General features: G+C 64.3%; 27 protein-coding genes. 18 read left to right on the top strand and 9 right to left on the bottom strand.

Annotated elements, in window-relative coordinates; all coding sequences use genetic code 11:
- Positions 1 to 41: 41 nt before the first annotated feature.
- From R4P57_RS08245 to R4P57_RS08230, 4 genes are read left to right on the top strand one after another with little or no spacing between them, the layout of a single operon-like run.
- Entirely contained in the window at positions 42 to 1481 is a 1440-nt protein-coding gene (locus R4P57_RS08245) for a gamma-aminobutyraldehyde dehydrogenase (protein WP_317802378.1), read from the top strand.
- Positions 1478 to 3415: a primary-amine oxidase gene (locus R4P57_RS08240; RefSeq protein ID WP_317802376.1), complete on the top strand. Its 1938-nt coding sequence runs from the start codon at positions 1478 to 1480 to the stop codon at positions 3413 to 3415. The genes R4P57_RS08245 and R4P57_RS08240 overlap by 4 nt, the downstream gene beginning before the upstream one ends.
- A gap of 28 nt (positions 3416 to 3443) precedes the next feature.
- Positions 3444 to 4331, top strand: a complete 888-nt coding sequence (locus R4P57_RS08235) for a universal stress protein (protein ID WP_317802375.1) — start codon at positions 3444 to 3446, stop codon at positions 4329 to 4331.
- Positions 4324 to 5841: an APC family permease gene (locus R4P57_RS08230; RefSeq protein ID WP_317802374.1), complete on the top strand. Its 1518-nt coding sequence runs from the start codon at positions 4324 to 4326 to the stop codon at positions 5839 to 5841. The genes R4P57_RS08235 and R4P57_RS08230 overlap by 8 nt, the downstream gene beginning before the upstream one ends.
- An 18-nt stretch (positions 5842 to 5859) precedes the next feature.
- Here R4P57_RS08230 and R4P57_RS08225 read toward each other — a convergent pair whose 3' ends face one another.
- A complete protein-coding gene (locus R4P57_RS08225; RefSeq protein WP_317802373.1) occupies positions 5860 to 6627 on the bottom strand; it encodes a MerR family transcriptional regulator in 768 nt (255 codons plus the stop codon).
- 18 nt (positions 6628 to 6645) lie between these two features.
- On the bottom strand, positions 6646 to 7857 hold the full coding sequence (locus R4P57_RS08220) for an MFS transporter (protein ID WP_317802372.1): 1212 nt from the start codon (positions 7855 to 7857) through the stop codon (positions 6646 to 6648).
- A gap of 129 nt (positions 7858 to 7986) precedes the next feature.
- On the opposite strand from R4P57_RS08220, the gene R4P57_RS08215 reads away from it, so the two are divergent.
- Complete coding sequence (locus R4P57_RS08215; protein WP_317802371.1) at positions 7987 to 8232, top strand: AbrB/MazE/SpoVT family DNA-binding domain-containing protein; 246 nt, start codon at positions 7987 to 7989, stop codon at positions 8230 to 8232.
- Positions 8229 to 8627 (top strand): type II toxin-antitoxin system VapC family toxin, encoded by a 399-nt coding sequence (locus R4P57_RS08210; RefSeq protein ID WP_317802369.1) that lies wholly within the window; start codon positions 8229 to 8231, stop codon positions 8625 to 8627. The genes R4P57_RS08215 and R4P57_RS08210 overlap by 4 nt, the downstream gene beginning before the upstream one ends.
- A 68-nt stretch (positions 8628 to 8695) precedes the next feature.
- Here the strand turns inward: R4P57_RS08210 and R4P57_RS08205 are convergent, their stop codons facing one another.
- On the bottom strand, positions 8696 to 9313 hold the full coding sequence (locus tag R4P57_RS08205) for a TetR/AcrR family transcriptional regulator C-terminal domain-containing protein (RefSeq protein WP_317802368.1): 618 nt from the start codon (positions 9311 to 9313) through the stop codon (positions 8696 to 8698).
- A gap of 81 nt (positions 9314 to 9394) precedes the next feature.
- On the opposite strand from R4P57_RS08205, the gene R4P57_RS08200 reads away from it, so the two are divergent.
- Positions 9395 to 10381: a nitrilase-related carbon-nitrogen hydrolase gene (locus R4P57_RS08200; RefSeq protein WP_317802367.1), complete on the top strand. Its 987-nt coding sequence runs from the start codon at positions 9395 to 9397 to the stop codon at positions 10379 to 10381.
- The gene (locus R4P57_RS08195) at positions 10378 to 11424 is read left to right on the top strand and encodes an agmatine/peptidylarginine deiminase (protein WP_411742328.1); all 1047 of its coding nucleotides are present in this window, start codon (positions 10378 to 10380) and stop codon (positions 11422 to 11424) included. Before R4P57_RS08200 ends, R4P57_RS08195 begins: the two co-directional genes overlap by 4 nt.
- Positions 11425 to 11434: 10 nt before the next feature.
- Here R4P57_RS08195 and R4P57_RS08190 read toward each other — a convergent pair whose 3' ends face one another.
- The 3 genes from R4P57_RS08190 to R4P57_RS08180 form a co-directional block, all read right to left on the bottom strand.
- A complete protein-coding gene (locus R4P57_RS08190) occupies positions 11435 to 11869 on the bottom strand; it encodes a hypothetical protein (protein ID WP_317802366.1) in 435 nt (144 codons plus the stop codon).
- 224 nt (positions 11870 to 12093) lie between these two features.
- Positions 12094 to 12612 (bottom strand): hypothetical protein, encoded by a 519-nt coding sequence (locus R4P57_RS08185; protein ID WP_317802365.1) that lies wholly within the window; start codon positions 12610 to 12612, stop codon positions 12094 to 12096.
- 6 nt (positions 12613 to 12618) lie between these two features.
- Positions 12619 to 12822 (bottom strand): helix-turn-helix transcriptional regulator, encoded by a 204-nt coding sequence (locus R4P57_RS08180; protein ID WP_317802364.1) that lies wholly within the window; start codon positions 12820 to 12822, stop codon positions 12619 to 12621.
- Positions 12823 to 13003: 181 nt separating this feature from the next.
- On the opposite strand from R4P57_RS08180, the gene urtA reads away from it, so the two are divergent.
- The 6 genes from urtA (at position 13004) to R4P57_RS08150 (ending at position 18517) form a co-directional block, all read left to right on the top strand.
- Complete coding sequence (gene urtA / locus R4P57_RS08175; protein WP_317802363.1) at positions 13004 to 14281, top strand: urea ABC transporter substrate-binding protein; 1278 nt, start codon at positions 13004 to 13006, stop codon at positions 14279 to 14281.
- 71 nt (positions 14282 to 14352) lie between these two features.
- Positions 14353 to 15237: an urea ABC transporter permease subunit UrtB gene (gene urtB / locus R4P57_RS08170; RefSeq protein ID WP_317802362.1), complete on the top strand. Its 885-nt coding sequence runs from the start codon at positions 14353 to 14355 to the stop codon at positions 15235 to 15237.
- Positions 15234 to 16325, top strand: coding sequence for an urea ABC transporter permease subunit UrtC (urtC, locus tag R4P57_RS08165; RefSeq protein WP_317802361.1), 1092 nt, complete (start codon positions 15234 to 15236; stop codon positions 16323 to 16325). The genes urtB and urtC overlap by 4 nt, the downstream gene beginning before the upstream one ends.
- Complete coding sequence (gene urtD, locus R4P57_RS08160) at positions 16322 to 17152, top strand: urea ABC transporter ATP-binding protein UrtD (protein ID WP_317802360.1); 831 nt, start codon at positions 16322 to 16324, stop codon at positions 17150 to 17152. Before urtC ends, urtD begins: the two co-directional genes overlap by 4 nt.
- Entirely contained in the window at positions 17145 to 17837 is a 693-nt protein-coding gene (urtE, locus tag R4P57_RS08155) for an urea ABC transporter ATP-binding subunit UrtE (protein WP_037186821.1), read from the top strand. The genes urtD and urtE overlap by 8 nt, the downstream gene beginning before the upstream one ends.
- Positions 17838 to 17848: 11 nt before the next feature.
- The gene (locus R4P57_RS08150) at positions 17849 to 18517 is read left to right on the top strand and encodes a GntR family transcriptional regulator (protein ID WP_317802359.1); all 669 of its coding nucleotides are present in this window, start codon (positions 17849 to 17851) and stop codon (positions 18515 to 18517) included.
- 81 nt (positions 18518 to 18598) lie between these two features.
- On the opposite strand, the gene R4P57_RS08145 is transcribed toward R4P57_RS08150, so the two are convergent.
- A complete protein-coding gene (locus R4P57_RS08145; RefSeq protein WP_317802358.1) occupies positions 18599 to 19522 on the bottom strand; it encodes an iron-siderophore ABC transporter substrate-binding protein in 924 nt (307 codons plus the stop codon).
- Positions 19523 to 19613: 91 nt separating this feature from the next.
- Between R4P57_RS08145 and R4P57_RS08140 the strand changes: the two genes are divergently transcribed.
- The 3 genes from R4P57_RS08140 to R4P57_RS08130 all read left to right on the top strand — a co-directional run bounded on the left by R4P57_RS08140 (position 19614) and on the right by R4P57_RS08130 (position 22198).
- The gene (locus R4P57_RS08140; protein WP_317802357.1) at positions 19614 to 20162 is read left to right on the top strand and encodes a carboxymuconolactone decarboxylase family protein; all 549 of its coding nucleotides are present in this window, start codon (positions 19614 to 19616) and stop codon (positions 20160 to 20162) included.
- A 45-nt stretch (positions 20163 to 20207) separates the two neighbouring features.
- Entirely contained in the window at positions 20208 to 20978 is a 771-nt protein-coding gene (locus R4P57_RS08135; protein WP_317802356.1) for a class I SAM-dependent methyltransferase, read from the top strand.
- Positions 20979 to 21148: 170 nt separating this feature from the next.
- Positions 21149 to 22198 carry a M48 family metallopeptidase gene (locus R4P57_RS08130; protein ID WP_317802355.1) on the top strand — a complete coding sequence of 350 codons (1050 nt, stop codon included), beginning with the start codon at positions 21149 to 21151 and terminating at the stop codon, positions 22196 to 22198.
- Between the two features lie 77 nt (positions 22199 to 22275).
- Here the strand turns inward: R4P57_RS08130 and lpdA are convergent, their stop codons facing one another.
- The gene (gene lpdA, locus R4P57_RS08125; protein ID WP_317802354.1) at positions 22276 to 23691 is read right to left on the bottom strand and encodes a dihydrolipoyl dehydrogenase; all 1416 of its coding nucleotides are present in this window, start codon (positions 23689 to 23691) and stop codon (positions 22276 to 22278) included.
- 115 nt (positions 23692 to 23806) lie between these two features.
- Between lpdA and R4P57_RS08120 the strand changes: the two genes are divergently transcribed.
- Positions 23807 to 25840 (top strand): prolyl oligopeptidase family serine peptidase, encoded by a 2034-nt coding sequence (locus R4P57_RS08120; RefSeq protein WP_317802353.1) that lies wholly within the window; start codon positions 23807 to 23809, stop codon positions 25838 to 25840.
- A 3-nt stretch (positions 25841 to 25843) separates the two neighbouring features.
- Here R4P57_RS08120 and R4P57_RS08115 read toward each other — a convergent pair whose 3' ends face one another.
- Positions 25844 to 26839 (bottom strand): alpha/beta hydrolase family protein, encoded by a 996-nt coding sequence (locus R4P57_RS08115; RefSeq protein WP_317802779.1) that lies wholly within the window; start codon positions 26837 to 26839, stop codon positions 25844 to 25846.
- Positions 26840 to 26880: the final 41 nt, after the last annotated feature.

Raw genomic sequence — 26880 nt, 5'->3', positions numbered from 1 at the left:
GGCTTTGCAGAACCGAAACAGTCGACGCTAGGGGTTCAGTGATGACGGTGCCTGTCCTGCAGAACTACATCGACGGGGCGTTCGTGACGCCGTCGGGTACCGAGATGCTCGATGTGATCAGTCCGGTGGACGAGTCGGTTGTCGCCCACTCCCCCATCTCCGACGCCGCCGATGTCGAGGCCGCGATGTCGGCTGCTGCCAGCGCATTCGAGACCTGGGGCAAGACGACGCCGGGCGAACGGCAGAAGGTGCTGCTGAAGCTCGCCGACGCCATCGAGGCGCACAGCGACGAGATCGTCGAAGCGCAGAGCCGCAACACCGGTCAGCCCAAGGCCACCATCGCCGCCGAGGAAGTCACCGTCGGTGCAGATCAGATTCGGTTCTTCGCAGGCGCGGCGCGGATGCTCGAGGGCAAGTCGGCGGGCGAGTACATGGACGGCTTCACCTCCTACGTTCGACGCGAACCGATCGGCGTCGTCGGCCAGGTGACCCCGTGGAACTACCCGTTCATGATGGCGATCTGGAAGATCGGTCCCGCTCTGGCCGCCGGAAACACCATCGTGCTCAAGCCGAGTGACACCACCCCCGAGAGCACGCTGGTGCTGGCGAAGCTGTCCAAGGGCATCGTTCCCGACGGGGTGTTCAACGTAGTTCTCGGTAACGGCGGCACCGGTGCCGCGATCGTCGAGCACAAGACCCCCGGCTTGGTATCGATCACCGGTTCGGTGCGCGCCGGCATCGCTGTTGCCGTGGCCGCCGCCAAACAGCTCAAGCGGGCGCACCTCGAACTCGGTGGCAAGGCACCCGCGATCGTGTTCGACGACGTCGATATCAGCAAGGCTGCCGACGGTATCGCCGAGGCCGCATTCTTCAACGCCGGCCAGGACTGCACTGCCGTCACCCGCGTGCTGGTGCACGAGTCGGTACACGACACCCTCGTCGATGCCCTTGTCGCCAAGGCGAAGACGCTGAAAGTCGGTCTGCCCGACGACCCGGATACGTTCCTCGGGCCACTGAACAACATCAATCACTTCGGCCAGGTGAGCGCCAAGGTCGACGGCATCGGCGCGCATGCCACCATCGTCACCGGCGGCACGCGCATCGGCGACAAGGGCTTCTTCTACGAGCCCACCATCATCACGGGCGTGCAGCAGTCCGACCCCATCGTGCAGGAGGAGACGTTCGGCCCGGTGCTCACGGTGCAGAAGTTCACCGACGAGGCCGAGGCGATCGCACTGGCCAACGACGTCGACTTCGGTCTCGCGTCGAGCGTCTGGACCTCCGATCATGCACGGACACTGCGTGTCTCGGCAGCGCTGGACTTCGGTGCCGTGTGGGTCAACTGCCACATCCCGTTGGTCGCGGAAATGCCGCACGGTGGATTCAAGTACTCCGGCTACGGCAAGGACCTCTCGGCATACGGCGTCGAGGACTACACCCGCATCAAGCACGTCATGAGCTCGACGGAGACCATCGCATGACCTTTCATCCCCTCGATCCGCTGTCCGGCAACGAATTCGCAACCGTGGCGGAGATTCTCGGCCGCGATCACGGCGTCGGCGACGGTTGGCGTTACGCCTCCATCGAGATGATCGAACCGACCAAGTCCGAGATCGCCGCGTTCGACGCGTCCGGTACGGTGCCTGCGCGTCGGGCAGTGTCGGTGGTGTTGAACCGCAACGAGAACACGACCTTCAAGGCCGTGGTGTCGCTGGACGATCGCACCACCGAATCGTGGACGCACATACCCGATGTGCAGCCCAACTTCACCGTCGACGAGTGGGAGGAGGCCGACGCGGCCCTGCGTGCCCACCCCGATGTGATTGCCGCCCTTGCAGACCGAGGCATCACCGATCTCGATCTGGTGTTCATGGACACCTGGACCTACGGCGAGGCGGTGACTCCCGAGAAGTACAAGGGTCGACGCCTCGGCTGGTCCGACACGTGGGTCAAAGCTGCGGAGGGTGCCAATCCGTATGCCGGACCGGTGGGCGGTTTCCACTGCGTGATCGACGTCAACACTATGGAATTGCTCGAGATCGAGGACACGTATCGCGTCGAGCGGCCGGAGATCATGGGCGAGTATGTCCCTCGCCATATCCCGGAGCGAATCAGGAACGCGAGCACGCGTCCACCCTTGAAGCCCCTCGAGATCACTCAAACCGACGGGCCCTCGTTCGAGCTCGACGGCAACGAGTTGACGTGGCAGAACTGGTCGCTGCGCGTGGGATTCAACTATCGCGAGGGCATGACGCTGCATGCCGTCAGCTACAACGACAACGGAAACGTGCGGTCCGTCGCGAATCGAATGTCGTTCGCGGAGATGGTCGTTCCCTATCGCGATCACACCGAGGATCACTATCGACGCACCGCGTTCGACATCGGCGAGTGGGGCCTCGGCTTCATGACCACCTCGCTCGAGCTCGGCTGCGACTGTCTCGGCGAGATCAGGTACCTCGACGCGGTGCTGCACAACAGCAAGGGTGAGCCGTACACGATCACCAACGCGATCTGCATCCACGAGGAAGACAACGCTGTGCTGTGGAAGCACGTCGATCACGACGCAGGAGCCGAAGTGCGACGGATGCGTCGGCTCACCGTCAGCTTCCACGCCACCGTCGCGAACTACGAGTACCTCGTCTACTGGCGGTTCTATCAGGACGGCAACATCGAGTGCGAGGTTCGCGCGACGGGCATCATGGTCGTCACGCACTTCGACGAGGGCGGCACGCACCCGTCGGGCACGCTGGTCGACAATCGGACCTACGCGCCCTATCACCAGCACTTCCTGGTCGCCCGGCTCGATCTCGACATCGATGGCACCGAGAACACCGTGTATTCCAGTGAGACGCAACGCGTTCCGATGGGCCCCGACAATCCCTACGGTCTTGCGCTGACTCAGGTCAACACGCCTCTCACCACCGAGTCCGAGGGCAAGCAGGATTACGACTGGAACACCCAGAAGGCATGGAAGGTCGTCAACGACAACGTCACCAACGGCCTCGGCACCCGGCCCGCCTACAAGTTGGTGCCGGGAGCGGCGATCCCGTCGATGTTCGATCCCGCGTCGCCGATCTTCCAGCGCGCCCAGGTGATCGGTCACACCGTCTGGGTCACTCCCAATTCGCCCGACGAGCGTTGGCCCAGTGGCGAGTTCGTCAACCAGAGCGGCATCGACCACGGGCTACCGGAGTGGACCGAGGCAGATCGCAGCATCGAGAACACCGATGTCGTCGTCTGGTACACCTTCGGCATCCACCACATCACTCGGCCGGAGGACTGGCCGGTGATGCCCGCGGACACCGTCTCGTTCTGGCTCAAGCCGTTCGGATTCTTCGATCGCAATCCCTCACTCGACGTCGCGCCGTCGGAACCGAAGTCGTGCCACACCGATCCCGGTAGCACCTGTCATTAGCTCGCCCAACCTCAGGGAAGGTCCGCCCATGCGTCTGATCGTGGGGTACCAGGCAACACCGAGTGGAGCGGACGGAATCGCGCTGGGCGCAACTCTGGCGCGTTCGCTGCAGGCGTCGCTGGACATCTGCCTGGTTCTGCCGCAGGAGCGTCCGGTGCCGTCCAAAGCGCCGGTCGAGGCCGCGTACGACGACATCTTGATCGACCGGGCCACCGCCTGGCTCGACGAGGCACTCACCCTCGTACCCGCGGATGTGCAGGCACGCGCGCACCTGTTGTTCGACGAGTCCTTCGCACAGGGCCTGCTCGACGCAGCCAGGAGCGGAGGCTGTGGAACGACCGAGGGCGACGAGGAGTTCGATGCGTACATGATCGTCGTCGGTGCGGCCGGTGACGGTCTGCTCGGTCGCCATTCGATCGGTACCGTCACCAGCGATCTGCTGCACGTGGCGCATGTGCCGCTCGCGCTGGCTCCGCGGGGGTATCGACATTCTCCGCCGCAGCGCATTCGGGAGATCACCTGCGCCATCGGAAATCGGCCGGGGGCAGCAGAACTCGTCGAGGCAGCCACCGACCTGTCCGTCACCGCCGAGTTGCCGCTGCGCCTGCTCTCCCTCGTTCCCGCAGACGAGCAATCGGCACGGGGACAGGGCGGTCTCGCCAAGGCCGAGGAGGTGCTGCGCACCGTGCAAGCGGAATTGCCCGCGGGATCGGACGTGCAGTTGATGGTGGCGGAGGGCTCCGGCATCGAGAAGGCCGTTTCTTCGCTCGACTGGCACGACGGCGACGTGTTGATGGTGGGGTCGTCTCGACTTGCCCAGCCTCACCGTCTCTTCCTGGGATCGGTTGCCGCCAAGATGCTTCGGGTCGTTCCCGTTCCGATGATCGTTGTTCCGAGAGAGGCCGGCGATGAATGAGCACACGGTAGTGGACGTCGAGCCCAAGGGCCTGTCTGCCGGCCAGCTCGGGTTGCTCGCGAGTGTGGTCTTGGGCATCTCGACCATCGCACCCGCGTACGCACTCACCGCGTCGCTCGGGCCGACGGTCACCGAGGTCGGGGTGCACCTGCCCGCGATCTTCATCGTAGGATTCATCCCGATGTTGTTGGTGGCGTTGGGCTATCGAGAGCTCAACGCGGCCGAGCCCGACAGCGGCACGTCGTTCACGTGGGCGTCCAAGGCCTTCGGCCCGTACGTCGGCTGGATGGGCGGGTGGGGCCTGATCGCGGCCACCATCATCGTGCTCTCGAATCTGGCCGGAGTGGCCGTCGACTTCTTCTATCTCTTTCTCGCCCAGGTCACCAGCAACGACTCCTTGGCCGACCTGACCGGCAACAAGCTCGTCAACATCGTCACGTGCCTGGTGTTCATGGCGTTGGCGGCGTGGCTCTGCTATCGCGGCATGCAGGAGACCAAGCGTGTGCAGTACACGATGCTCGGCTTCCAGCTGCTGGTGATGGCCTGGTTCATCGTGGCGGCATTCGTCAAGGTCGGTGCGGGCGACGGGGCCCAGGACATCTCGTTCAGCCTGGACTGGTTCGACCCGTTCGGCATCCCGAGCTTCTCCGCCTTCACCGCCGGCCTGTCGCTGTCGATATTCATGTACTGGGGTTGGGACGTCTGTCTGACGGTCAACGAGGAAACCTCCGGCAGCGCAAAGATTCCCGGCCGCGCAGCGCTGGTCACGGTGTTCTTCATCATCGTTCTGTACTTGCTCACCGCAGTGGCAACCCTGCTCTTCGCAGGCACCGGCGACACCGGAAACGGACTGCAGAATCCCGACACCACCGACAACGTGTTCGCCGCCCTCGCCGGTCCGGTGATGGGTCCGTTCGCGATCCTGCTGTCCCTGGCCGTGTTGAGCAGCTCCGCCAGTTCGCTGCAGGCAACGTTCATCTCTCCGGCCCGCACGTTGCTCGCGATGGGTCACTACCAGGCCCTACCGAAGCGGTTCGCCTCCATCACACCGAGATTCAGCACTCCGGGCTTCGCGACACTCGTGGCAGGCGGGGCGTCCGCCGGCTTCTACGCCGTGATGCGGGTGGTGAGCGACAACGTGCTCACCGACACCATTGCCGCTCTGGGACTGATGATCTGCTTCTACTACGGCATCACTGCATTCGCCTGTGTCTGGTACTTCCGTGAAGAGTTGTTCACCAGCACCCGGAACATCTTCTTCAAGTTCTTGGCACCGCTACTCGGCGGGGTCGGCATGGCCGTGGTGTTCGTGCAGACCTCGGTCGACGCCTGGGATCCCGAATTCGGCAGCGGCTCATCGCTGTTCGGTATCGGCATGGTGTTCCTCATCGGCGTCGGCATCATCGTTCTCGGCATGGTCATCATGGCGGTCGTGGCACTGCGCAAGCCGGAGTTCTTCAAGGGCAACATTCTCCGCCGCAATACTCCGTCGCTGATCGTCGAGGATTGACGATCTCCCTGGCCTTCCTCAGGGTCGGGAGTGCTCGATGCCGTGCTCCTGCAGACCTTGCATGATCAGCTCGGTGACGCGCACCCAAGCGGGCCGGTCGGCCCACTGCGCCTCGAGCAGCGAGTTGGCCGCCGGGTCGTCGAGACCGCGCTCGAACGACCACTCGAGGGCATCACTGCCCCAGGAGTTCACCATCCACTCGACCACGTCGTCCGCGAGTTCCTGGATCTGTGGGTCCTCGGGTTCGAGCTCGGCAGCTCGAAAAGAGCGCACCATGAGTGCCAGATAGCCCGGGTCCCCGAGCATGACGCCGGCGAATTCCTCCAGCCAGGGATCGAGCCTGGGCCGGTAGACGGCATACGTCAGCACCCAGGCATCGCGATAGTGATCGACGACGTCGGAGTCGATGCCCGCGTCGCGTAGGTGCGCGATCAGACCGACGATCACGTCGGGAAGGACCAGCGCGTCGCCGGCACGCAAGCGCCTGAGCCTCTCGCGGTCGTTCTCCAGACGTTCGATCCTGTTGCTCAGGTCGGCGTCGATCTCGACCAAGGCGAGGTCGAGTGTTTCCTGCGAGGCGTCGAGTAGCTCGTGGACGCGCGCCAGTGGCACACCGGCCGAGGCAAGAGCAACGACACGTGAGAGCCGCAGGACGGCCTCCCCGTCGTAGAGGCGGTAACCGGAAGTGTCGCGTTGCGGCTCCTCCACCAGCCCTTCCTGATGGTAGAACCGCACGGTTCGGGTCGTCACTCCCACGTAGGAAGCCAGTTCACCGATGCGCAGCATGGCGACCATTCTTGCCGATCAACCGTCCACCCCGGCAGAGTGCGGCACCGGTTCGGTGAGCTCACGCGCACCCGGGCTCAGCACTGCGAAGGCAGCGACAGCGGTCCATCCGACTCCCATCACGACGGCCCCGAGAGCGAGATCACCGCCGACGAGCACCACCGACATCAGCCCCAACCCCATCGGCCCGGCCACGAGCCCGGCCATGTTCAGCCAGCCGAGGACGCGCCCCCGGACGTCAGCCGGGACGCGTTCGGCCACGTAGACATTCCAGATCGGACCGAACAGCCCGGAGCCGAGACCCATGACCAGCATCCCGGCCGCGACGATCCAGAAACCGTGCAGCTGCGCGAACAGCCAGATGCCTGCCGTCATCGCTGCCATTCCCGTCACGAAGGTGGCCCGTCGCGATCGAGCGGCCAACAGAACGAACAGTGCCGACCCCGCCAGGGCACCGACTGCGAACGCCGACATGGCCAGGCCCAGCTGCCCTGGTTCGCCGATCTCGTTGAAGTGGCCGGGCAGCAGCAGGCTGATCATCGGCGGAGTGACCAGACTCGCGAGGAACGCGAACATCAGCATCGCCCGCAGCGCAGGCGTGGCACGGATCAGGTCCAGGGCACTGCCGGACCCCGAGGCAGCAGTCGCGAACGCCTGGCCCGTGACCGGAACCAACGCAGTCAGCACCGCAGCGGCCGCCGACGAGGCGGCAGTGACGGCAACGACGTCGATCGGATCCAGCACACTCAACAGCAGGCCCGCCAGAGCCGGTCCCGCCAGGAACGCCAGTGAGAACCCGGTCTGAAAGAACCCGGCCACCGTCGTGACCGACGTTCCCGAAATAGACGCGACGTCGGCGAGCATCGCCTGACGAGCCGTCATCCCGGGAACATCGAAGACGGCGCCCGCGACTCCCAGCACCACGAACCATGGCACCGACAACCCCACCGTCGCGCTCACCACGATCAGGCCGAGTACCGCAGTCGCGCTGCCGAGATCGGAGACGACGGCCACGTTGCGTGCCCCGAATCGGTCGATCAGCCGACCACCGGCGAATGTTGCCGGTACCGCTGCGATGCCGGCTGCCGCTGCGATCAGACCTGCCGACGACAGGCTTCCGGTCGTGGCCAGCACCAACCAGGGCAAGACGATCGTGATGGCCGAGTTGCCGAAAAGCGACAACGACGCGCCACCGATGTACAGCGGGACAGCAAGACGGATTCGATTCATGACTCGATGATCGGCATTGACGTTGCGTCAAGGTCAAGATGAACCTGCCCGACGGAGCCCTCCGAATGCATTGCGACAGCGTCTCGAACTGCCGGAGTACACTCGCCTTACCTTTAGTAAGGAGTTCCTGTGTCAACTGCCACCGTCACCAGTAAGGGTCAGATCACCATCCCTGTCGAAGTGCGTAACAAGCTCGGCCTGCGCCCAGGGTCTCGGCTTGCATTCGTACCCACCGCCTCGGGGTCATACGAGATACATGCACAGGCGGCGTCGATCCGAGATCTCAAGGGCGTTGTGGCACCACCCCCGGAACCGGTCACTCTCGATGACATGGACGAGGCGGTTGCCTCCGGAGCTGCGGAACACTGGACGTGATCGGACTCGATACCAACGTCGTCGTTCGCTATCTGGTCCAGGACGAGCCGGAGCAGTCAGGCCAGGCCGGGGCGGTGATCGACGCGCTCACAGAGGAGGACCGGGGGTTCCTCAGCCTCGTTACCGTTGTCGAGCTGTACTGGGTACTACGCGGGGCGTACAAGCTCAGCACCGACGCATGCGCAAATCTGGTCGACGGACTCCTCGACGCGCGGGAGCTCGAGATAGACCGAGAGTCGATAGTCAGGACAGCCCTCGCCGCGAGCCGCGACGGACTCGACTTCGCCGACGCCGTCATCGCAGAACTCGGACGAGCCGCCGGCTGCCACCACACGGTGACGTTCGACCGGCGGGCGTCGCAGTCTGCGCATATGCAACTGCTCGGCACCGCCTGATTCGGAACGCGGACAGCCCCTCGAGTACGCCAGCTGAATCCAACTGAGCTGCAGTTACTTCCAGTGAATCAACCGTCGAACACGCCCTGAGGCCCGGGATCGAACCCGGCAAGGAGCGCTCGGAGCCCGTACTCGAAGGCCTCGTCGGAGCGAGAGGACTTCGAGGACGCTGTGTCGAGGGCTGCGCGCAGTGCGGGACCGACTTCGACACTCGGCCGCCACGGGGCCTCGGGTGCGGCCAGGTCGAGCGCCGAGCCCAGGACGAAGCTGTCGAGAACAGTGATGATGTTGAGTACGTCGGCGGGTCCGAATTCCGCCGCTGTCAAAGCATCTGCCAGCGCGTTGTACATACCGAAGGCGTGCGCGCTGTTGACGGCGTGCTCGGTGAGCAACGGAATCAGACGTGGGTAGCGGGCGTAGCTGCCCCGGTAGGCGCGAGCGATCTGCGCGACGGTCTCACGCCAGTCGAGTCCGTGACCCGGGAGCGCGACCTCCGACATCGCGCGCTCTCGCAACAACTCGACTATCTCTTCGCGTCCCGACACGTGGTTGTACAGCGACGACGGGCTGACGCCGAGTTTCTTGGCGAGGAGCGGAATGGTGAAGCCACCGGTATCGGCCACCAGCGCGAGGGCAGCAGTGGTGATGCGTTCGGTGTCCAACAGTGACACGGACGGTCTCCCCACTGCGCGTACCCCTCTTCCTCTTGCGGTTCCGATCGCAGTCGACAATACTTAACGAATCACATTCGTTTAATCGGAGGTCCCATGCTGACGATCACCGCACTCACCGCCCCCGAGGCCCTGACCCGCACCACCCCGACCGACCGAGCGCCGCTCCGCGTCGGACTGGTGCAGCATCGCTGGAACCCCGATGCCGCGGCGTTGAAAGCCGAACTGCTCGAGGCCATCTCCGCAGCCGCGGACCTCGGAGCGAAGGTCGTCTTCCTGCCCGAGATCACCCTGTTGCGCTACCCAGCCGACACCCGCGCCGGAGCCAACCCCGGCGGCGAAGCCGAGGATCTGCTGACCGGGCCCACGTTCACTCTCGCTGCCGAGGCCGCAGCCGCGAACGGCATCGTGGTCCATGCCTCGCTGTACGAGAAGTCCGAAGCCGCAGACGGATTGGGGTTCAACTCCGCCATCATGGTCTCTCCGACGGGCGAACTGCTGGCGAGAACCCGCAAGCTGCACATCCCCATCTCGGCCGGCTACTACGAGGACACCTACTTCCGGGCCGGTCCGTCCGAGGACCCGTATCCCGTGTACTCCCCGGCGGAACTCGGCGGTGCCAGAGTGGGCCTGCCCACCTGCTGGGACGAGTGGTTCCCCGAGGTCGCGCGCAGTTACGCACTCGGCGGCGCCGAGATTCTTGCGTATCCGACGGCCATCGGGTCCGAGCCGTCGTTCCCTGCCTTCGACACCCAACCGCTGTGGCAACACGTCATCGTCGGCCACGGCATCTCGAGCGGCCTGTTCATGGTGGTGCCCAACCGCTGTGGCAACGAAGGCGAGATCACCTTCTACGGCTCGTCGTTCATCTCCGATCCGTTCGGCCGCATCCTGGTTCAGGCACCCCGAGACGAACCGGCCGTCCTCGTCGCGGATCTGGACCTCGATCAGCGTCGAGAATGGTTGGAGCTCTTCCCGTTCCTGTTGACACGCAGACCCGACACGTACGGCCGCCTCACCGAGCCGGTGAACGCCGACGCACCGTACGGTGACGGACACGCTGCGACGCCGGTGATCAAATGAACACCGCCGCAACGACGTTGACGATGCCGTCCGAAACCGCTCCGCAGGACAAGGTGTGGATGGCGTTCCCGTGTGAGGGCTACTCACTCGGAGACGACCCGGAGGCCAAGCACGAGGCCCGCTCCACCTGGGCCGCTGTCGCGCACGCTGTTGCCGCGTTCGAGCCGGTGACGGTCGTTGTCGATCCCGCCGAACGCGCCGTCGCATCGACATACCTCTCGCGCGACATCGACATCGTCGAGGCACCGTTGAACGACGCCTGGATGCGCGATATCGGTCCGACATTCGTTCATGCACAGGACGGTTCGGTCGCCGCCGTCGACTGGATCTTCAACGGCTGGGGTGCACAGGACTGGGCACAGTGGGACAAGGACAGCCGTATCGGCGAGTTCGTCGCGAATCAGGCTGCAGTACCGCGCATCACGTCACCGATAGTCAACGAGGGCGGCGGCATCGCGGTCGACGGCGCAGGCACGGTGCTGGTGACCGAGACCGTGCAACTCGATCCGGGCCGCAACCCCGAGCTGTCGAAAGCCGATATCGAAGCGGAACTGGCACTAACCATCGGTGCGCAGCACGTCATCTGGCTGCCGCGCGGACTGACGCGCGATTCCATGCGTTTCGGTACCCGCGGGCACGTCGACATCGTCGCGGCCGTCCCGTCGCCGGGAACAGTGCTGGTGCATCGGCAACACGACCGGGCTCACCCCGACTACGAGGTCAGTTCACTGATCGTCGACGCCGTGCGTGCCACCCACGACGGCTCGGGTGAGGATTGGAACATCGTCGAGGTGCCGGCTCCGCGGACACTGCGTGATGCCGACGGCTTCGTCGACTACAGCTACATCAATCATCTGGTCGTCAACGGCGGCGTGATCGCCTGCAGTTACGACGACCCCTCCGACGCCGAAGCGGCCGCGATCCTGCGCGACGTGTACCCGGGCCGGGCCGTGGTGACCGTGGACGCGAGGCCACTGTTCGAGCGAGGCGGCGGAATCCACTGCATCACTCAGCACCAGCCTTCGGCGAAGAACCTCGGCTGACAGTCGGGTCTTACGAGCTGCGACGAACCTCGAGCTGCTCGCCGACGGCGACGGTGTGCGCTTCGGTCACGCAGTCCAGGCGTCCGTCGAGACGCAGTGAGACGTTGTATTCACCCTGCTTGAGGTTGAACGTGGTGATGGTGATGCTGGTGGCGTTCTCGTCCACGATCACGCGCTGACTCAACGACAGCATCCCGTTGTGCAGAACTTCGCACATCTGCCCCGGTAGGACGTTGTCGACATGAACCGTGATGGTCTTTGGTCCGCCGAGAGCCTCGATGGTGGGCTGCGGCGTGCTCGATCCGACGAGTCTGAGGTAACTCTTGTCTCTGCGCACGGCCTCGACTTCCCTGTTAGCGTGCTCCACCCGAAGGTGAACGTCCGACGTGGTCTCGTTGGTGGTTCGTGGCGCGATGGAAGACGGATTGGTTTCGCACGTCGTCATCGGCCTCGACCCGAGCCTCTCTTTACATCGGGCGCGCAACCGTCCGCGTTACGAACCCGCCTCCGACCAGCCCACCCACAGCCGCAAACATCCAGGGAATCTCGATGTCATCGGTCAGAACATACCTCCAGCGTCTCGGATCTGCGAGCGGACGGTTCGAACCGATATCTTTACGTATCCTTGCACCCTGTAAAAGTCCGCGCTGCTGATTCGCGGCGCGAGAATCAGTCCGTCTCCTCGAACCCCTGTAGTTCGGCCTTCTCGGCGGCGAGCTCGGCGTTGCGCCGCCGACGCTGGTGCCATTTGACACCGACCACCCCGGCAGTTGCTCCGACAGCTGCCCCGAACGCCAGGCCGATCCAGGTCCAGGCACTGGCGTCACTGCCCTGCGCGAGCAGGCGCACCAGTGCGCCACCGGCACCCAACAGATACAGAGCGAGGGCGATCGCCAGGCGCGGCCGTCGAAGCTCCTGCACTGTGTACATGTCGATCCCCCGAGCTCGGGCGTACCCGATGACTACGTAGGCTACGACGATCAGCGCGACGATGATCCCGATCGCAATCCACGCCCCGGTGACACCCGCCGCGTAGGGCAGGATTGCCGCCGAAGCGAGTCCGATCCACAGCAACGACTGGAATCCGACGGCCGAGGCCTCGTTCCAGGTGTCACGTTGCAGTTCGTCGGCGTAGAAGTCGTCGTCGAGGTCGCCGACGAATCGGGCTGCTCTGACGAATGCGCTCATGATTCTTCACTCTCCTTCGTCTCCGAACAGTGTCTCCACCGTCGTATCGAGCGCGCGGGCCAATCGCAGCGCCAGGTAGACGCTCGGCGCATAGTCGCCGCCTTCGACGGAGACGATGCTCTGACGGCTCACTCCGCAGATGCTGCCGAGTTCAGCCTGGGTGATCCGTGCCAATTTGCGATGCGCGCGAACGTTGTTCGTTCCGGGCATACCCGAAAGTCAACTCTGCTTGTCATAAAATGTCAAGGAGAGTTGTCATCTCGCTGCATTTACGTTGGCGTAACGCGGGAAACAGACTCGTGACCGCAGAACATACCGACGCAATAACTTCCCTTTACTGTTCGCAATCGCGAATACATCTCCGTATACAAAACTTCCGAAAGGGCCGTAGATGCCTGCTGTCTCGAAGCGCATGTCCGTCAAGCGCGTCATGGTCGTTCCCGCAGCGCTGGCTGCATTGAGCCTGGTCGCCACCGCATGCGGAAGCAAGGCGAGCGACACCACCTCTGCCGACGGCGGCGGCGGTTCTGCTACCTCGTGTGTCGACACCTCCGGTGACACCATCAAGGTCGGCTCGCTCAACTCCCTGTCCGGCACCATGGCGATCAGCGAAGTGACGGTGCGTGATTCGATCGCATTGGCCGTCGAGCAGATCAACGCAGCGGGCGGAGTCAACGGCAAGCAGATCGAGGTCGTCGCCGAGGACGGCGCGTCGGAGCCGACGGTGTTCGCCGAGAAGGCCGAGAAGCTGATCAGCAGCGACTGTGTCGCAGCAGTATTCGGCGGCTGGACCTCGTCGAGCCGCAAGGCCATGCTGCCCGTGTTCGAGGACAACGACGCTCTTCTCTACTACCCGGTGCAGTACGAGGGACTCGAGGCGTCGGAGAACATCTTCTACACCGGCGCCACCACCAACCAGCAAATTATCCCGGCCCTGGACTACCTCAAGGAACAGGGAGTGAAGTCGCTGTACCTCGTCGGTAGCGACTACGTCTTCCCGCAGACCGCCAACCGCGAGATCAAGGCCTACGCCGCCGCGAACGACATCGAGATCAAGGGCGAGGATTACACCCCGCTCGGCTCGACGGACTTCTCCACCATCGTCAACAAGGTGCGCTCGGCCGACGCGGACGCGGTGTTCAACACCCTCAACGGCGATTCCAACGTCGCATTCTTCCGCGAGTACACCAACGCCGGCCTCAAAGCTGCTGACATGCCGGTCATCTCGGTCTCCATCGCCGAGGAGGAAGTGGCCGGCATCGGTGCGGCAAACATCGAGGGCCAGCTGACCGCCTGGAACTACTACCAGACTGTCGACAGCCCCGAGAACACCAAGTTCGTCACCGACTACAAGGCGAAGTACGGTGCCGACAAGCCCACCTCGGACCCGATGGAAGCCGCGTACACCTCGGTCTACCTGTGGAAGAACACCGTCGAGAAGGCCGATTCCTTTGCCGTGGCGGACGTTCAGGCCGCGGCCGACGGAGTCAGCTTCGCCGCTCCCGAGGGCGAGGTCGTCATCGACGGCGACAATCACCACATCTCCAAGACCGCCCGCATCGGTGAGATCCGTGCCGACGGCCTGATCTACACGGTGTGGGAGTCCCCCGAGCCCATTGCACCCGACCCGTTCCTCGAGACCTACGACTGGGCCGCCGACCTCAACTGACCACCACCCATGTGAGTGGAACTTCGTAGCCTGCTACGAAGTTCCACTCACATGCTCCGAAGGAGCTCTCCATGGACGTCGTGATCGGACAGTTGTTCACCGGCCTGTCGATCGGATCCATTCTCTTGCTCGCCGCCCTCGGGCTCTCACTGACGTTCGGTCAGATGGGCGTCATCAACATGGCGCACGGCGAGTTCATCATGGCCGGTTCGTATACGGCCTACGTGGTGCAGCAGATCGTCTCCACCGGCGGCGCATCACTGTTCATCTCTCTGATCGTCGGCTTCCTCGTCGGCGGCGCCATGGGAGTGTTGTTGGAGATCACGCTGATTCAGCGCATGTACCACCGACCACTCGACACCCTGCTCGTCACCTTCGGCGTCGGGCTCATCCTGCAGCAGCTCGCTCGCGACATCTTCGGAGCACCCGCGGTCAACGTCGTGTCCCCGGGATGGCTGACCGGCGGCGTAGACATCCTCGGTGCCGTGGTTCCCAAGACCAGAATCTTCATCCTCGTCCTCGCGGTCGTCGCCGTTCTCGCGCTGTCGATCGCGTTGAAGAAGACAGCAATGGGTCGACGCATCCGCGCGGTGGTCCAGAACCGCGATCTCGCCGAGACCTCGGGCATCTCGAGCCGCAGGACCGACATCTCGACGTTCTTCCTCGGTTCCGGTCTCGCCGGTGTCGCAGGCGTCGCACTCACACTGATCGGTTCCACCAGCTCCACTGTGGGACAGAGCTATCTGATCGACGCTTTCCTGGTGGTCGTCGTCGGTGGCCTCGGCCAGATCAAGGGTGCGGTCATCGCGGCCTTCGCTCTCGGAATCCTCAACTCGTTCATCGAGTACAGCACCACCGCGTCGATCGCCAAGGTCATCGTGTTCGTGCTCATCGTGATCTTCCTGCAGGCCCGCCCGCAGGGCTTGTTCGCCGTCAAGACAAGGAGCCTGGTATGAGCGAGTTCATCGCCAAACGCGGCGCTCTCCTGGGATTCGCGCTCGCCGCGATTCTGTTGTTCGCCGTCGCTCCGGCCGTCCTCAGCGAGTTCCGGCTGAACCTGCTGGGTAAGTTCATCTGCTACGCCATCGTGGCCGTCGGAATCGGATTGGCATGGGGGCGTGGCGGAATGCTCACGCTCGGTCAGGGAGTCTTCTTCGGTATCGGTGCCTACATCATGGCCATGCACCTGAAGATCTCCGACGCCGATCTGCGCGGCGACGACGTACCGGACTTCATGTCGATCGCCGGCATTCGCGAACTGCCCTCGTACTGGGTGCCGTTCACCTCGCCGATCACCACGATCCTGGGCATTCTGTTCTTGCCAGCCCTGGTGGCACTGGTGCTCGGTCTCGGCGTGTTCAAGCGTCGGGTCAAGGGCGCGTACTTCGCGATCCTCAGCCAGGCACTCGCCGCCGCGTTCGCCATTCTGCTGATCGGTCAACAGACCACCGGTGGATCCAACGGGCTCAACAGGTTCCGCACGTTCTTCGGGTTCAACCTCAACGACCCTGCGAACAAGCAGATGCTGTTCTTCATCGCCGCAGGAGTACTGCTCGTCGTCGTCGCCATCACCCGACAGCTGATGTACTCGCGCTACGGCGAACTGTTGGTGGCCGTGCGCGATCAGGAGGAGCGGGTGCGGTTCCTCGGATACGACCCCGCCAACGTCAAGATCGTGGCCTACGTGGCCGCGGCGTTCTTCGCGGGTCTCGCAGGCGCACTGTTCGTTCCGATCGTCGGCATCATCTCCCCCAACGACGTCGGCATCGTCCCGTCCATCGCGTTCCTCATCGGTGTCGCCATCGGCGGTCGCACCACCCTGCTCGGCCCGGTCCTCGGCGCGCTCGGCGTTGCCTGGGCTCAGACCACACTGTCCGAGCAGTTCCCGTCGGGCTGGACGTATGCGCAGGGTCTGCTGTTCGTAGTGGTCGTCGGGTTCTTCCCCGCCGGTATCGCCGGACTGTTCGCGCTGCGCAAACGAAAGAAGGAACTCGAACCGGTACCAGAACCGAGCGAAGAGCCAGAGAAGGAACTGACGCGATGATCCATGTCGAAGGTCCGCAGCCCACGTTCGGCGGCAACGCCGGCATGTCGAGTCAGTACCTCGAAGTACGCGACCTGACAGTCAGTTTCGACGGTTTCAAGGCCAACACCAACGTCGATCTGACGCTGATGCAGGGCGATCTACGCTTCCTCATCGGGCCCAACGGCGCAGGCAAGACCACGCTGATCGACGCCATCACCGGTCTAGTCCCGGCGACCGGCTCGGTCACCAAATCCGGCGTGGAACTGCTCGGCAAGAAGGTGCATCAGATCGCGCGCCTGGGCATCGGCCGAACCTTCCAGACCGCCAGCATCTTCGAGAATTTGACGGTGTTGCAGAACCTGGACATCGCCGCCGGGTCCGGTCGGTCCGTGCTGACGATGTTGCGTCGTCGAGGATCGGTGCTACCTCAGATCGAAGAGGCCCTCGAGACCATCGGCCTGACGGCCGAGCGTGACAAACCCGCGGGAATCCTCGCGCACGGTCAGAAACAGTGGTTGGAAATCGGAATGCTGTTGGTGCAGAACGCCGACGTGCTTCTGCTCGACGAGCCGGTCGCAGGCATGAGTCACGAGGAACGCGAGGAAACAGGCCAGCTGCTGCAGCGCATCGGCGGCGAGCGGACCGTGGTGGTGGTCGAGCACGACATGGACTTCATGCGCATGTTCGCCACCTCGGTGACGGTGTTGGCCGCCGGTCGGGTCCTGGCCGAGGGCACAGTGGCCGAGGTACAGGCCGATCCGAAGGTCCAGGAGGTCTATCTCGGTACCGCGGCTGCGGGCGAGGAACTCGATCTGATTGCAGAAGAAGGAGCCGGTCATGCTTGAACTGGTGGATGTGCGTACCGGTTACGGGCGCAGCGAAGTGATTCACGGTGCATCGCTGACGGTTCCGGCCGACGGTGTGGCAGCGGTGATGGGACACAACGGCGCGGGCAAGACCACTCTGCTGCGGGCAGCGGTCGGATTGCTCAAGGTCAACTCCGGCAAGGTCATGTTCGACGGCGAGGACGTGAGCGCGTTACGCCCCAGCGCCCGCGTCGCCCGCGGACTCGCCTACGTGCCCCAGGGTCAGCAGTCGTTCGGCCAGTTGACCACGGCCGAGAATCTGCAGGTTGTCGCCGACGGTCGCAAGCGCGGCAAAGCTCTCGTCGACGAGGCACTCGATCTGTTTCCGGCGTTGAAGGAATTGCTCGGTCGCAGAGCGGGATTGCTCTCGGGTGGTCAGCGCCAGCAGCTCGCGATCGCGCGGGCACTGATCACCGAACCGCGGATGTTGATCCTGGACGAGCCGACCGAGGGCATCCAGCCGTCGGTCGTCGCCGAGATCGAACGCACCGTCATCGAACTCACTCGACGCGGAGGTCTCGGAGTGTTGTTGGTGGAGCAGCACATCGGCTTCGCCCTCGAGTCGGCGCAGAACTACTACATCCTCGAGGCCGGCCGCATCACGTCCACCGGCGTGGGCGGAGCCGAGTCCGAGGCGGACGTCCGCGCAGCCATGGCAATCTGACCGGAGACATCGTGCCGCGCAAAGACCTTCGCGAGAAGGTCTATTCGTCACTGCGCCGGGATCTGATCTCCGGTGCCATCAGCTCCACGGAACGGCTCGGCGAGGAGCGTCTCGCCGAGCTGTACGGTGTCTCGCGCACTCCTGTGCGCGAGGCACTGGCGCGATTGCAGGCCGACGGCCTCGTCACCCGCGACGAAGCCGGCCTGCACGCCTATCGCCCTCGGCTGAACGACCTGCCCGATCTCTACGAGCTGCGGGCCACACTCGAAGCCCGCGGCATCACTCGCTCGATGTCGCACCCGGTCGACCGGTCGTCGTTGTCGAACCTGTTGGACACCTGGATCGGTTTGCGTGCCGACCCTCCCGGGACCACCGACGATCTGGTGTCGCTGGACGAGAACTTCCACGTCACCTTGTTGGCTGCGTCGGGCAATCCGGCTCTGACCGAGGCACTGTGCACCGTCAATGCCAAGGTGCGTCCGGTTCGAATCCTCGGCGGACTCGACGCCGCAGCCGTCGTCTCGGCGATCGATGAACACATCGACATCGTCGAGCGCGTGCTCGCCGGGACCTTGGACTCGGCACTGGAACTGCTACTGGCTCATATCGATTCCTCACGCGATCGAGTGGTCGAGCGGGCCGAGCAAGCTGCGGCACTGGCGGGCGCGGTCCGGATGTGAGTCGCAGGCCATCCAGGAGTGGAGCCTGCGGAACGACCCAACTATCCCGCCAGGAGTGGAGCCTGCGGAACGACCCGACAATTACTCCGAGAGAATCCGATCGATGTCGTCGAGCACGGTCTGTCCGCCCATGGGCCCGACACCGGTGATCCAGTACGACAGGTCCACCGCGTGCGGATTCGGTAGTACCGCCGCGTTGGTGGTGATCGACGCCGGAATCGCTGCGGGGTCCGACGGGTCCGTGGCGGTGACGACAATCAGATCCGCGGCCGCCTGAGCCGCCAGCTCGGGCGAGAGGTCGACGGAGATCTCGTCGGCCCATTCCGGCCGCGGCGGGGTGGTGAAGCCCGCGCACTCTAGGGTGCTCCCGGCAAACGACGTCGGCCCGTACAGGGTCAGTTCGCCGGCGCGGGGGCGAATCAATTGTGCTGTCTTCCCCGCGGTGTCGTGTTTCTCCGCGATCTCGACACACCGGTCGTCGTACGCGGTGAGCAGTTCCTCCGCCTTCGCCTCCCTGCCGAGAATGCGCCCGACGAACCGGACACTGTCGCGCCACGGATCGGACTGGGACGCGATGAAGACCGTCGGCGCAAGGGCGGCGAGTTGGTCGTAGTACTCGGCGTGCCGAGTCTCCGTGCCCAGGATGAGATCTGGTTGCAGGGCCGCGATGTCCTCGATGGTCGGTTCGGCAACCGTACCGACGGTCGCGATGTTCGCTGCGTCGGTACCGAGGTACGACGGCACGCCGCTCGCTTCGCTGAGCACTGCGGTGCCGACGGGCACTACGCCGAGGGCGACGGTGGTGTCGAGCTCGACCGGCTCGAGGGTGACGACGCGCAGCGGGGTCTCGGGAACGTCGACCGTTCCCCGGACGGTCTCGATCGATCGTGTCGCGCTGCCTGCACTGTCGGAGGTGGCGTCGGTGGACGAACACGCCGTCGCAGCCACACCGAGGGCGGCGACGGTGAGGGCGAGGGCCGTGATGCGGACATGGGACTTCGTCAAGGGTCCTCCGAAGGGAAGTTGTGCTGAACGACAAGGAGGTTAGCCTAACCTTCTAGGTCCCGGTGACGTCCGGCCGGGCAGTCGGTACGGTGTGGCTGTGACCACACCACGCATTCCGTCCGGTACCGCCAAAACCCTCGGGCCCATCAACTGGGTCATCTGCAAGGTGATCGCCAAAGGTGCGGGGGTGCCCAATCCGCACTTGTTCACCACCCTCGGGCGCACCGGTGGTCTCTACCGGGCGTGGCTGTTCTACAGCGGGCACCTGATGCCCGGCGGCAAGATCTCGCGCAAGGAATCCGAACTGGTGATTCTGCGCGTGGCTCACCTCCGAGAATCTGCGTACGAGATGGATCACCACGTTCGGCTGGGCAAGCGCGCAGGCATCGACCGAGATCTGCTCGAGCTGATCAAGACCGGACCCGACGCACCGGGACTGTCGACGCGGTACCGGACCATTCTGACCGCCGTCGACGAACTCATCGCCACCAAAATTCTCTCCGACGCGACCTGGAAAGAACTCACCACCCAGTTCGACGAGCGGCGTCTCATCGAATTCGTCCTGCTGGTCACCCAATACGACGGCCTGGCAACCACTCTCGCGACCCTGCGCGTCGAGCGCGACTACTCCGAACGCTAGAAGCGCCAACCGACCGCCCGAACTTCCACGATCAGGAGACTTGTCGTGACCGACCCCTCACCCGCCGCTGCGGCACTACACCGTGCCCTCGAGATGATCGAGCCGACGACGCTGCGCGAGCAGGCCACCACGGACGGCGGGTACGTCGAGCTTCTCGGCGACGTTCCTGCGCCGAATCCGACGGTGGCCAGCCGCGCGATGAACAACCGCGGCGTCGCGGCGATCTACGAGAAGATCTGGCGTCCGTTCGGGGTGTCGATGATGGGGATCGGCGGCCTGTCCATGTCGGCAGAGCGGGCAAAGGCACTGACCGATCTGCGGTTGCACGGTGAGCAGCGCGTGCTCGACGTGGCGTCCGGCCCGGGCAATTTCACCAAGTTTCTCTCCGAGAAGCTCACCGGCGACGGCATTGCCGTCGGGTTCGACATCTCCGAGGCCATGCTCGCCCGCGCGGTCCGGGACAATCGCGGTCCGCGGGCGGCGTACGTGCGAGGCGACGCCGCCAACCTGCCGTACGCCGACGGCACGTTCGACGCCGTATGTTGCTACGCGGCCCTGTATCTCGTGCCGGAGCCGTTGCGCGTGGTGAGCGAGCTGATTCGCGTTCTGCGCCCCGGCGGACGCATCGCCATCATGACCAGCTGCGAATTGCGTTCCACCCCGCTACGTGTGGCCATCGGTTTCGGGTCGGGCCGGATGGGCGTGCGGATGTTCCCCAAGAACCAGTTCACCGACATCTTCGCCCGTTCAGGCATGACCGACATCGAGCAGGAGATCCGCGGACTCGCCCAATTCGTCAGCGCCACCAAGCAGTAGACCTCAGTTCTTGTGACTGCGCGCGGCTCCCATGACGTCGGATCGGATCGCCACATCGGCAGAGTCATGAGTAGTCACAGAATTCGTTGGCAACGCATCATGATTCGAGTTCGGACCGCGTGCCCCGCTTTACTGATACTTTGGGTTTTCGTCGACGCTGGGAGAAAAGATTGACAAGCGCTCCGGATCGCACCCGCATCGAATTCCCCGACATCTCCTCTCGCGCCTGGGAACACCCGTCGGATCGAGCTGCCCTGGTCACCCTGCGCACCCTCAAGGGTTTCGACACCGTTCTGCGCACGCTGTCCGGGCTACTGCGCGAACGGCAGCATCGCCTGATGTACCTCGCCACAGCAGTACGCGTCGACGAACGGCAGTTCAAGGATCTCGACGACCTACGTAGCGACTGCGTGCAGATTCTCGGCGCAGAGGAAACACCCGAACTCTTCGTGGTTCAGTCGCCGGTGGTCAATGCGTTCACGATCGGCATGGACCGACCGTTCATCGTCCTGACCACCGGCATGCTCGACATCATGACCTACGAGGAGCAGCGGTTCGTCGTGGGACACGAACTCGGCCACGCACTGTCCGGTCACGCGGTGTACCGCACCGTGTTGATGCATCTGATGCGCCTCGCCGGCACCGTCGGCTGGGTGCCGGTGGGTGGTTGGGCGCTGCGCGCGGTCATCGCCGGGCTGATGGAATGGCAGCGCAAGTCCGAATTATCCGGCGACAGAGCAGGTTTGCTGTGCGGGCAGGACGTGCACACCGCGATCAGCGTGCAGCTCAAGTTGGCGGGCGGCGCACGCATCAGCGAAATCGATGTCGACGCCTTCCTCGCTCAGGCCGCCGAGTACGAGGCCAGTGGGGATCTGCGCGACGGCGTGCTCAAACTGCTCAACCTCGAACTCCTCTCGCACCCGTTCTCGGTGCTGCGCGCCGCCGAGTTGAAGAAGTGGGTCGACAACGGCGAGTACGCGGCCGTACTTCGCGGCGACTACCCGCGCAGGTCCACCGACCACGAGGCCAAGGTCTCGGAGGAGTTCCGTAACGCAGCGCGCACGTACAAGAACAACTTCGACACCTCGGAGGACCCGCTGATCAAGACGGTGCGAGACATCGGAAGCGGCTTCACCGGAGCCGTCGACGCCGTCGGCAACGGAATCGGCGACGTGGCGTCGGACATCAAGGGTCGCTTCGATCACTGGCGAAAGTCGTAGCACCAGACCAGGACCAACGAACGACAAGGGCGGCGACCACCGAAGTGGTCGCCGCCCTTGTCGTCGTACGGGAGGGATCAGAAGTTGATCATGTGGCCCGCGAGGCCGTGGATCGCTTCCTGCAGTGCCTCCGACAGCGTCGGGTGCGTGTGGACGTTGCGTGCCAGCTCGTTGACCGTGAGGTCCCACTTCTGGGCGAGGGTCAGCTCGGGCAGCAGCTCGGACACGTCCGGTCCGATGAGGTGTCCGCCGAGCAGTTCGCCGTGCTCGGTGTCGGCGATGAGCTTGACGAAGCCGGTGGCGTCGCCCAGTCCGTGTGCCTTGCCGTTGGCGGCGAACGGGAAGTTCGCGACCTTGATGTCGGAACCGCGGGCCTGAGCCTCTTCGCGGGCCTGGTCCTCGGTGAGGCCGAAGCTCGCGACCTGCGGCTGGCAGAACGTCGCGCGCGGCATCATGCGGTAGTCGTCGATCGGCAATGTCTCTGCGCCGCCGATGGTTTCCGCGGCCACGACGGCCTGAGCCTCCGCCACGTGGGCGAGCTGCAGCTTGGCCGTGACGTCGCCGATGGCGTAGATGTGCGGCACGTTGGTCTGCATCGTGTTGGTGATGCCGATGGCACCGCGATCGGTGAGCTCGACGCCGGTCTTGTCGAGGCCGAATCCTTCGACGCGGGGCGCGAAGCCGACGGACTGCATCACCTTGTCGACGGTGAAGGTCTCGCTCTCACCGGACTTGTTGTGCTTGATCGCGACGGTGACCTTGGAGCCGTCGTCGTCGATGCTCTGCACGCCTGCGCCGGTGATGACCTTGACGCCGAGCTTCTTGTACTGCTTCTCGATTTCCTTCGAGACGTCTTTGTCCTCGTTGGGGAGCGCGCGATCGAGGTATTCGACGATGGTGACGTCGACTCCGTAGTTCTTGAGGACGTAGCCGAACTCCATGCCGATCGCACCGGCACCGACGATGAGGATCGAACCCGGCAGGTCCTTCGTCATGATCTGCTCTTCGTACGTGACGACGTTCTCGCTCAGTTCGGTGCCGGGAAGCAGCTTGGTGGTGCTGCCCGTCGCGATGATCGCGTTGTCGAACGTGATCGTCTCGGTGCCACCCTTGGTCAGCTCGACCTCGATGGTGTTGGCATCGGTGAACGTGCCCTTGCCGTCGTACTCGGGGATCTTGTTCTTCTTCATCAAGAAGTGGATGCCCTTGACGCGGCCGTCGGCAACCTTGCGGCTCCGATCGAACGCTGCGCCGAAGTCGAAGGACGCTTCACCCGAGATGCCGAACAGCTTCGCCTCTTTGGTGAAGAGGTGCGCCAGCTCGGCGTTGCGGAGAAGGGCCTTCGAGGGGATGCAGCCGACGTTGAGGCACACACCGCCCCAGTACTTCTTCTCGATGATGGCAGTGCTGAGTCCGAGTTGTGCCGCGCGGATAGCAGCGACGTACCCACCGGGACCGGCTCCGAGGACAACGACGTCATAGTGTGAGGTCACGAGTACCCAGCGTAGTCGTGCCGTCCGACGCTCGCTCGACCTGGTCTTCGTTACCAGCCGGTAGCCATGCGAGCGCCGACCACCCCGACGGCCCGAGTGCTGCTAGAACTGTGGAATGGCAATCTCGGACGACCCCTACCTCTGGCTCGAAGACGTCACCGGCGACGCTGCGCTCGCGTGGGTGCGCGAGAAGAACGAGGTGACGGTCGAGGCGCTGAGCGGCCCGGCCTTCGATGCCACCGAGGCGAGCATCCGCGAGATTCTCGACACCGACGCCCGCATTCCGTACGCCCGTCGTCGCGGGCAGTTTCTGTACAACTTCTGGCGCGACGCCGAACACGTCCGCGGCCTGTGGCGTCGAACGACGATGGACGAGTACCGAACCGAGAATCCGGTGTGGGACGTACTGCTCGATCTCGATGTGCTGGCCGGCAGCGAGGACGAGAACTGGGTGTGGGGTGGCGCGCAGGTGCTGCGCCCCGATCAACGACTGGCGCTGGTGACGCTCTCCCGCGGCGGGGCCGACGCGACGGTGGTCCGTGAGTTCGATCTCGACTCCCGCACCTTTCGCGCCCCGGAGGACGGCGGATTCGCCCTCCCCGAGGCCAAGACCGACATCGGGTGGATCGACGCGGACACCGTCTTCGTCGGAACGGATTTCGGACCCGGTTCACTGACCGAATCGGGCTACCCCCGAATCGCCAAGCGGTGGCATCGCGGCACCTCGCTCGATGACGCCGAGACCGTGTACGAGGGTGAAGCACAGGACATCTCGATCTCCGCCTGGCGCGATCGCACCCCGGGATTCGAGCGCGATTTCGTCCAGCGTGCCACCGACTTCTACAACTCCGAGACCTACGTACTCGATGGATCTGCGCTGACCCGGATCCTGACACCGACCGATGCGTCGACCTCGGTGCACGAGAACTGGTTGCTGGTTCGCACGATGACGCCGTGGACTGTCGGCGACCGAACCTATCCGGCCGGCGCACTGCTCGCTGCAGATTTCGACGAGTTCACCTCCGGCACAATCGCTCTCACCGTTCTGTTCACCCCGGACCCGCACACGTCACTGCACCAGTACGCCTGGACCGAGAATCACCTGCTGCTGGTGACGCTGCAGGACGTACGGACGCAGTTGCACGTCCTCACCCCACGTGCGACGGAGTGGGACGCCGGCACGATCGACGGGTTGTCGGACCTGACGTCCACCGAGATCATCGGCACCGACGCCGAGGAGAACGGTGACGAGTTCTTCCTCTCCTCGTCCGGCTATCTGACGCCGGCGACACTGCTGGTGGGCACGGTGGGCGGCGAGCTCGAAGTACTCAAGCAGGCTCCCGCATTCTTCGACGCCGACGGCCTGACGGTGGAACAGTTCTTCGCACGGTCCGACGACGGTACCGACATCCCCTACTTCGTCGTCCGACGCGCCGATTCCGGTCCCGGACCGACACTGCTCTACGGTTACGGCGGCTTCGAGATCTCGATGACGCCCGGTTACAGCGGCGCAACCGGACGGGCGTGGCTCGAACGTGGTGGCACCTACGTCGTCGCGAACATCCGCGGCGGCGGTGAGTACGGGCCGTCCTGGCACACCCAGGTTCTGCGCGCCGGACGCCATCTGGTGCACGAGGACTTCGCCGCAGTCGCGCGCGACCTCGTCACCCGAGGCATCGCCGCCACCGAGCAGTTGGCCGCGCAGGGCGGAAGCAACGGCGGCCTGTTGATGGGCATCATGGTGACGAAGTACCCGGAACTGTTCGGCGCGTTGGTATGTCAGGTCCCACTACTGGACATGAAGCGGTACCACCTGCTGCTCGCGGGCGCGTCCTGGGTGGCCGAGTACGGCAACCCCGACGACCCGGACGAGTGGGAGTTCATCTCGCAGTACTCCCCGTACCAGAACGTCGTCGCCGCATCCGAGCGCCGGTATCCGCCGATTCTGATTGCCACGTCCACCCGCGACGATCGCGTCCATCCCGGACACGCACGCAAGATGGCGGCTCGATTGGCCGAACTCGGTCACGACGTCAGCTACTACGAGAACATCGAAGGCGGGCACGGCGGGGCGTCGGACAACGCGCAGTTGGCGTTCAAAACGGCGTTGACCTACGAATTTCTGTGGCGGCACCTCGCTCGCAGCTGACGGTCAGCCGGCGAGGGCGTCCTCGAACATCGGCCAGGAATCGTGCAGGTCGTCCTGCCAGTAGCCCCACGAGTGGGTGCCGCGCTCACGCATCTCGAAGTGGGCCGGGATGTCGAGCTGCTCGAGTGCCGTCTTCAGCCTACGAGTGCAGTCTCCGGTCGCCACCTCGATGGCACCGCCCACGACCATCTGGTTGAGCAACACGAAGCCGGGTCCGTTGGGATTGGTGCCGTCGAGGGTGTCCGATGCCCCGGCCAGTCCGCTCCCGTTGGAGATGTACAACGCTGTGCCACGCAACTTTTCGGCATTGACCACCGCATCGTTGCGCGCCCAGTCCTGATGATCGTCCGGCCCCCACATGTTCGTCGCGTTCGCGCCGAGCGCCATGGACACGACCGTCTTGACGTAGGCCCGTCCCAACGCGTCGGTGGTCGACGCGCATCCGCTGTAGGAACCGACGGCTCGGTAGAGCCCCTGATGATGAGCGGCCAGGTTCAGGACCGAGGTCGCGGCCATCGAGATACCTGCAATCGCGTTGCGGCCGTTGGTATCCAAGAGATCGTCGACGAGCGGTGGCAGTTCGGCGGTCAGGAACGTCTCCCACTTGTTACGCCCGAGCCTTAAATCGTCGTGCTGCCAGTCGGTGTAGTAGGAGTAGGCCCCGCCCACGGGGGTCACCACATTGACGTTCTTGTCGGCGAAGAACGACACGACGTCGGTCTGGGTGTACCAGTCCATTCCGTCGAGTCCGCCGCCCGCGCCGTTGAGCAGGTACAGCGTGGGGCTCGGAGTCGTCCGATCAGGAGATCGCAGAATCTTCAGTGGAATCGTTCGGTCCATCGCAGCAGAGTGAACGAATGCCGTCATGGCGGTGTCGTCGGCCACCTCGGTGCGCACCACGTACGACTCCGTGGGACTGGACAGCGAGTCGGCCGGGGCCGCGGAGGCGAGCGGGTGCGCCACTGCGGCGACGCAGGCCACCACGCATACGACGACCACTCTGCTCAACGCAGTCGATCGGAAAAACCGCTCCCCACCAC

It is taken from the genome of Rhodococcus sp. IEGM 1330 (assembly GCF_033142445.1).
Taxonomy (GTDB): Bacteria; Actinomycetota; Actinomycetes; order Mycobacteriales; family Mycobacteriaceae; genus Rhodococcoides.
The sequence above is the reverse complement of the archived record's forward strand: the minus strand, read 5'-3'. Positions and strand labels throughout refer to the sequence as shown.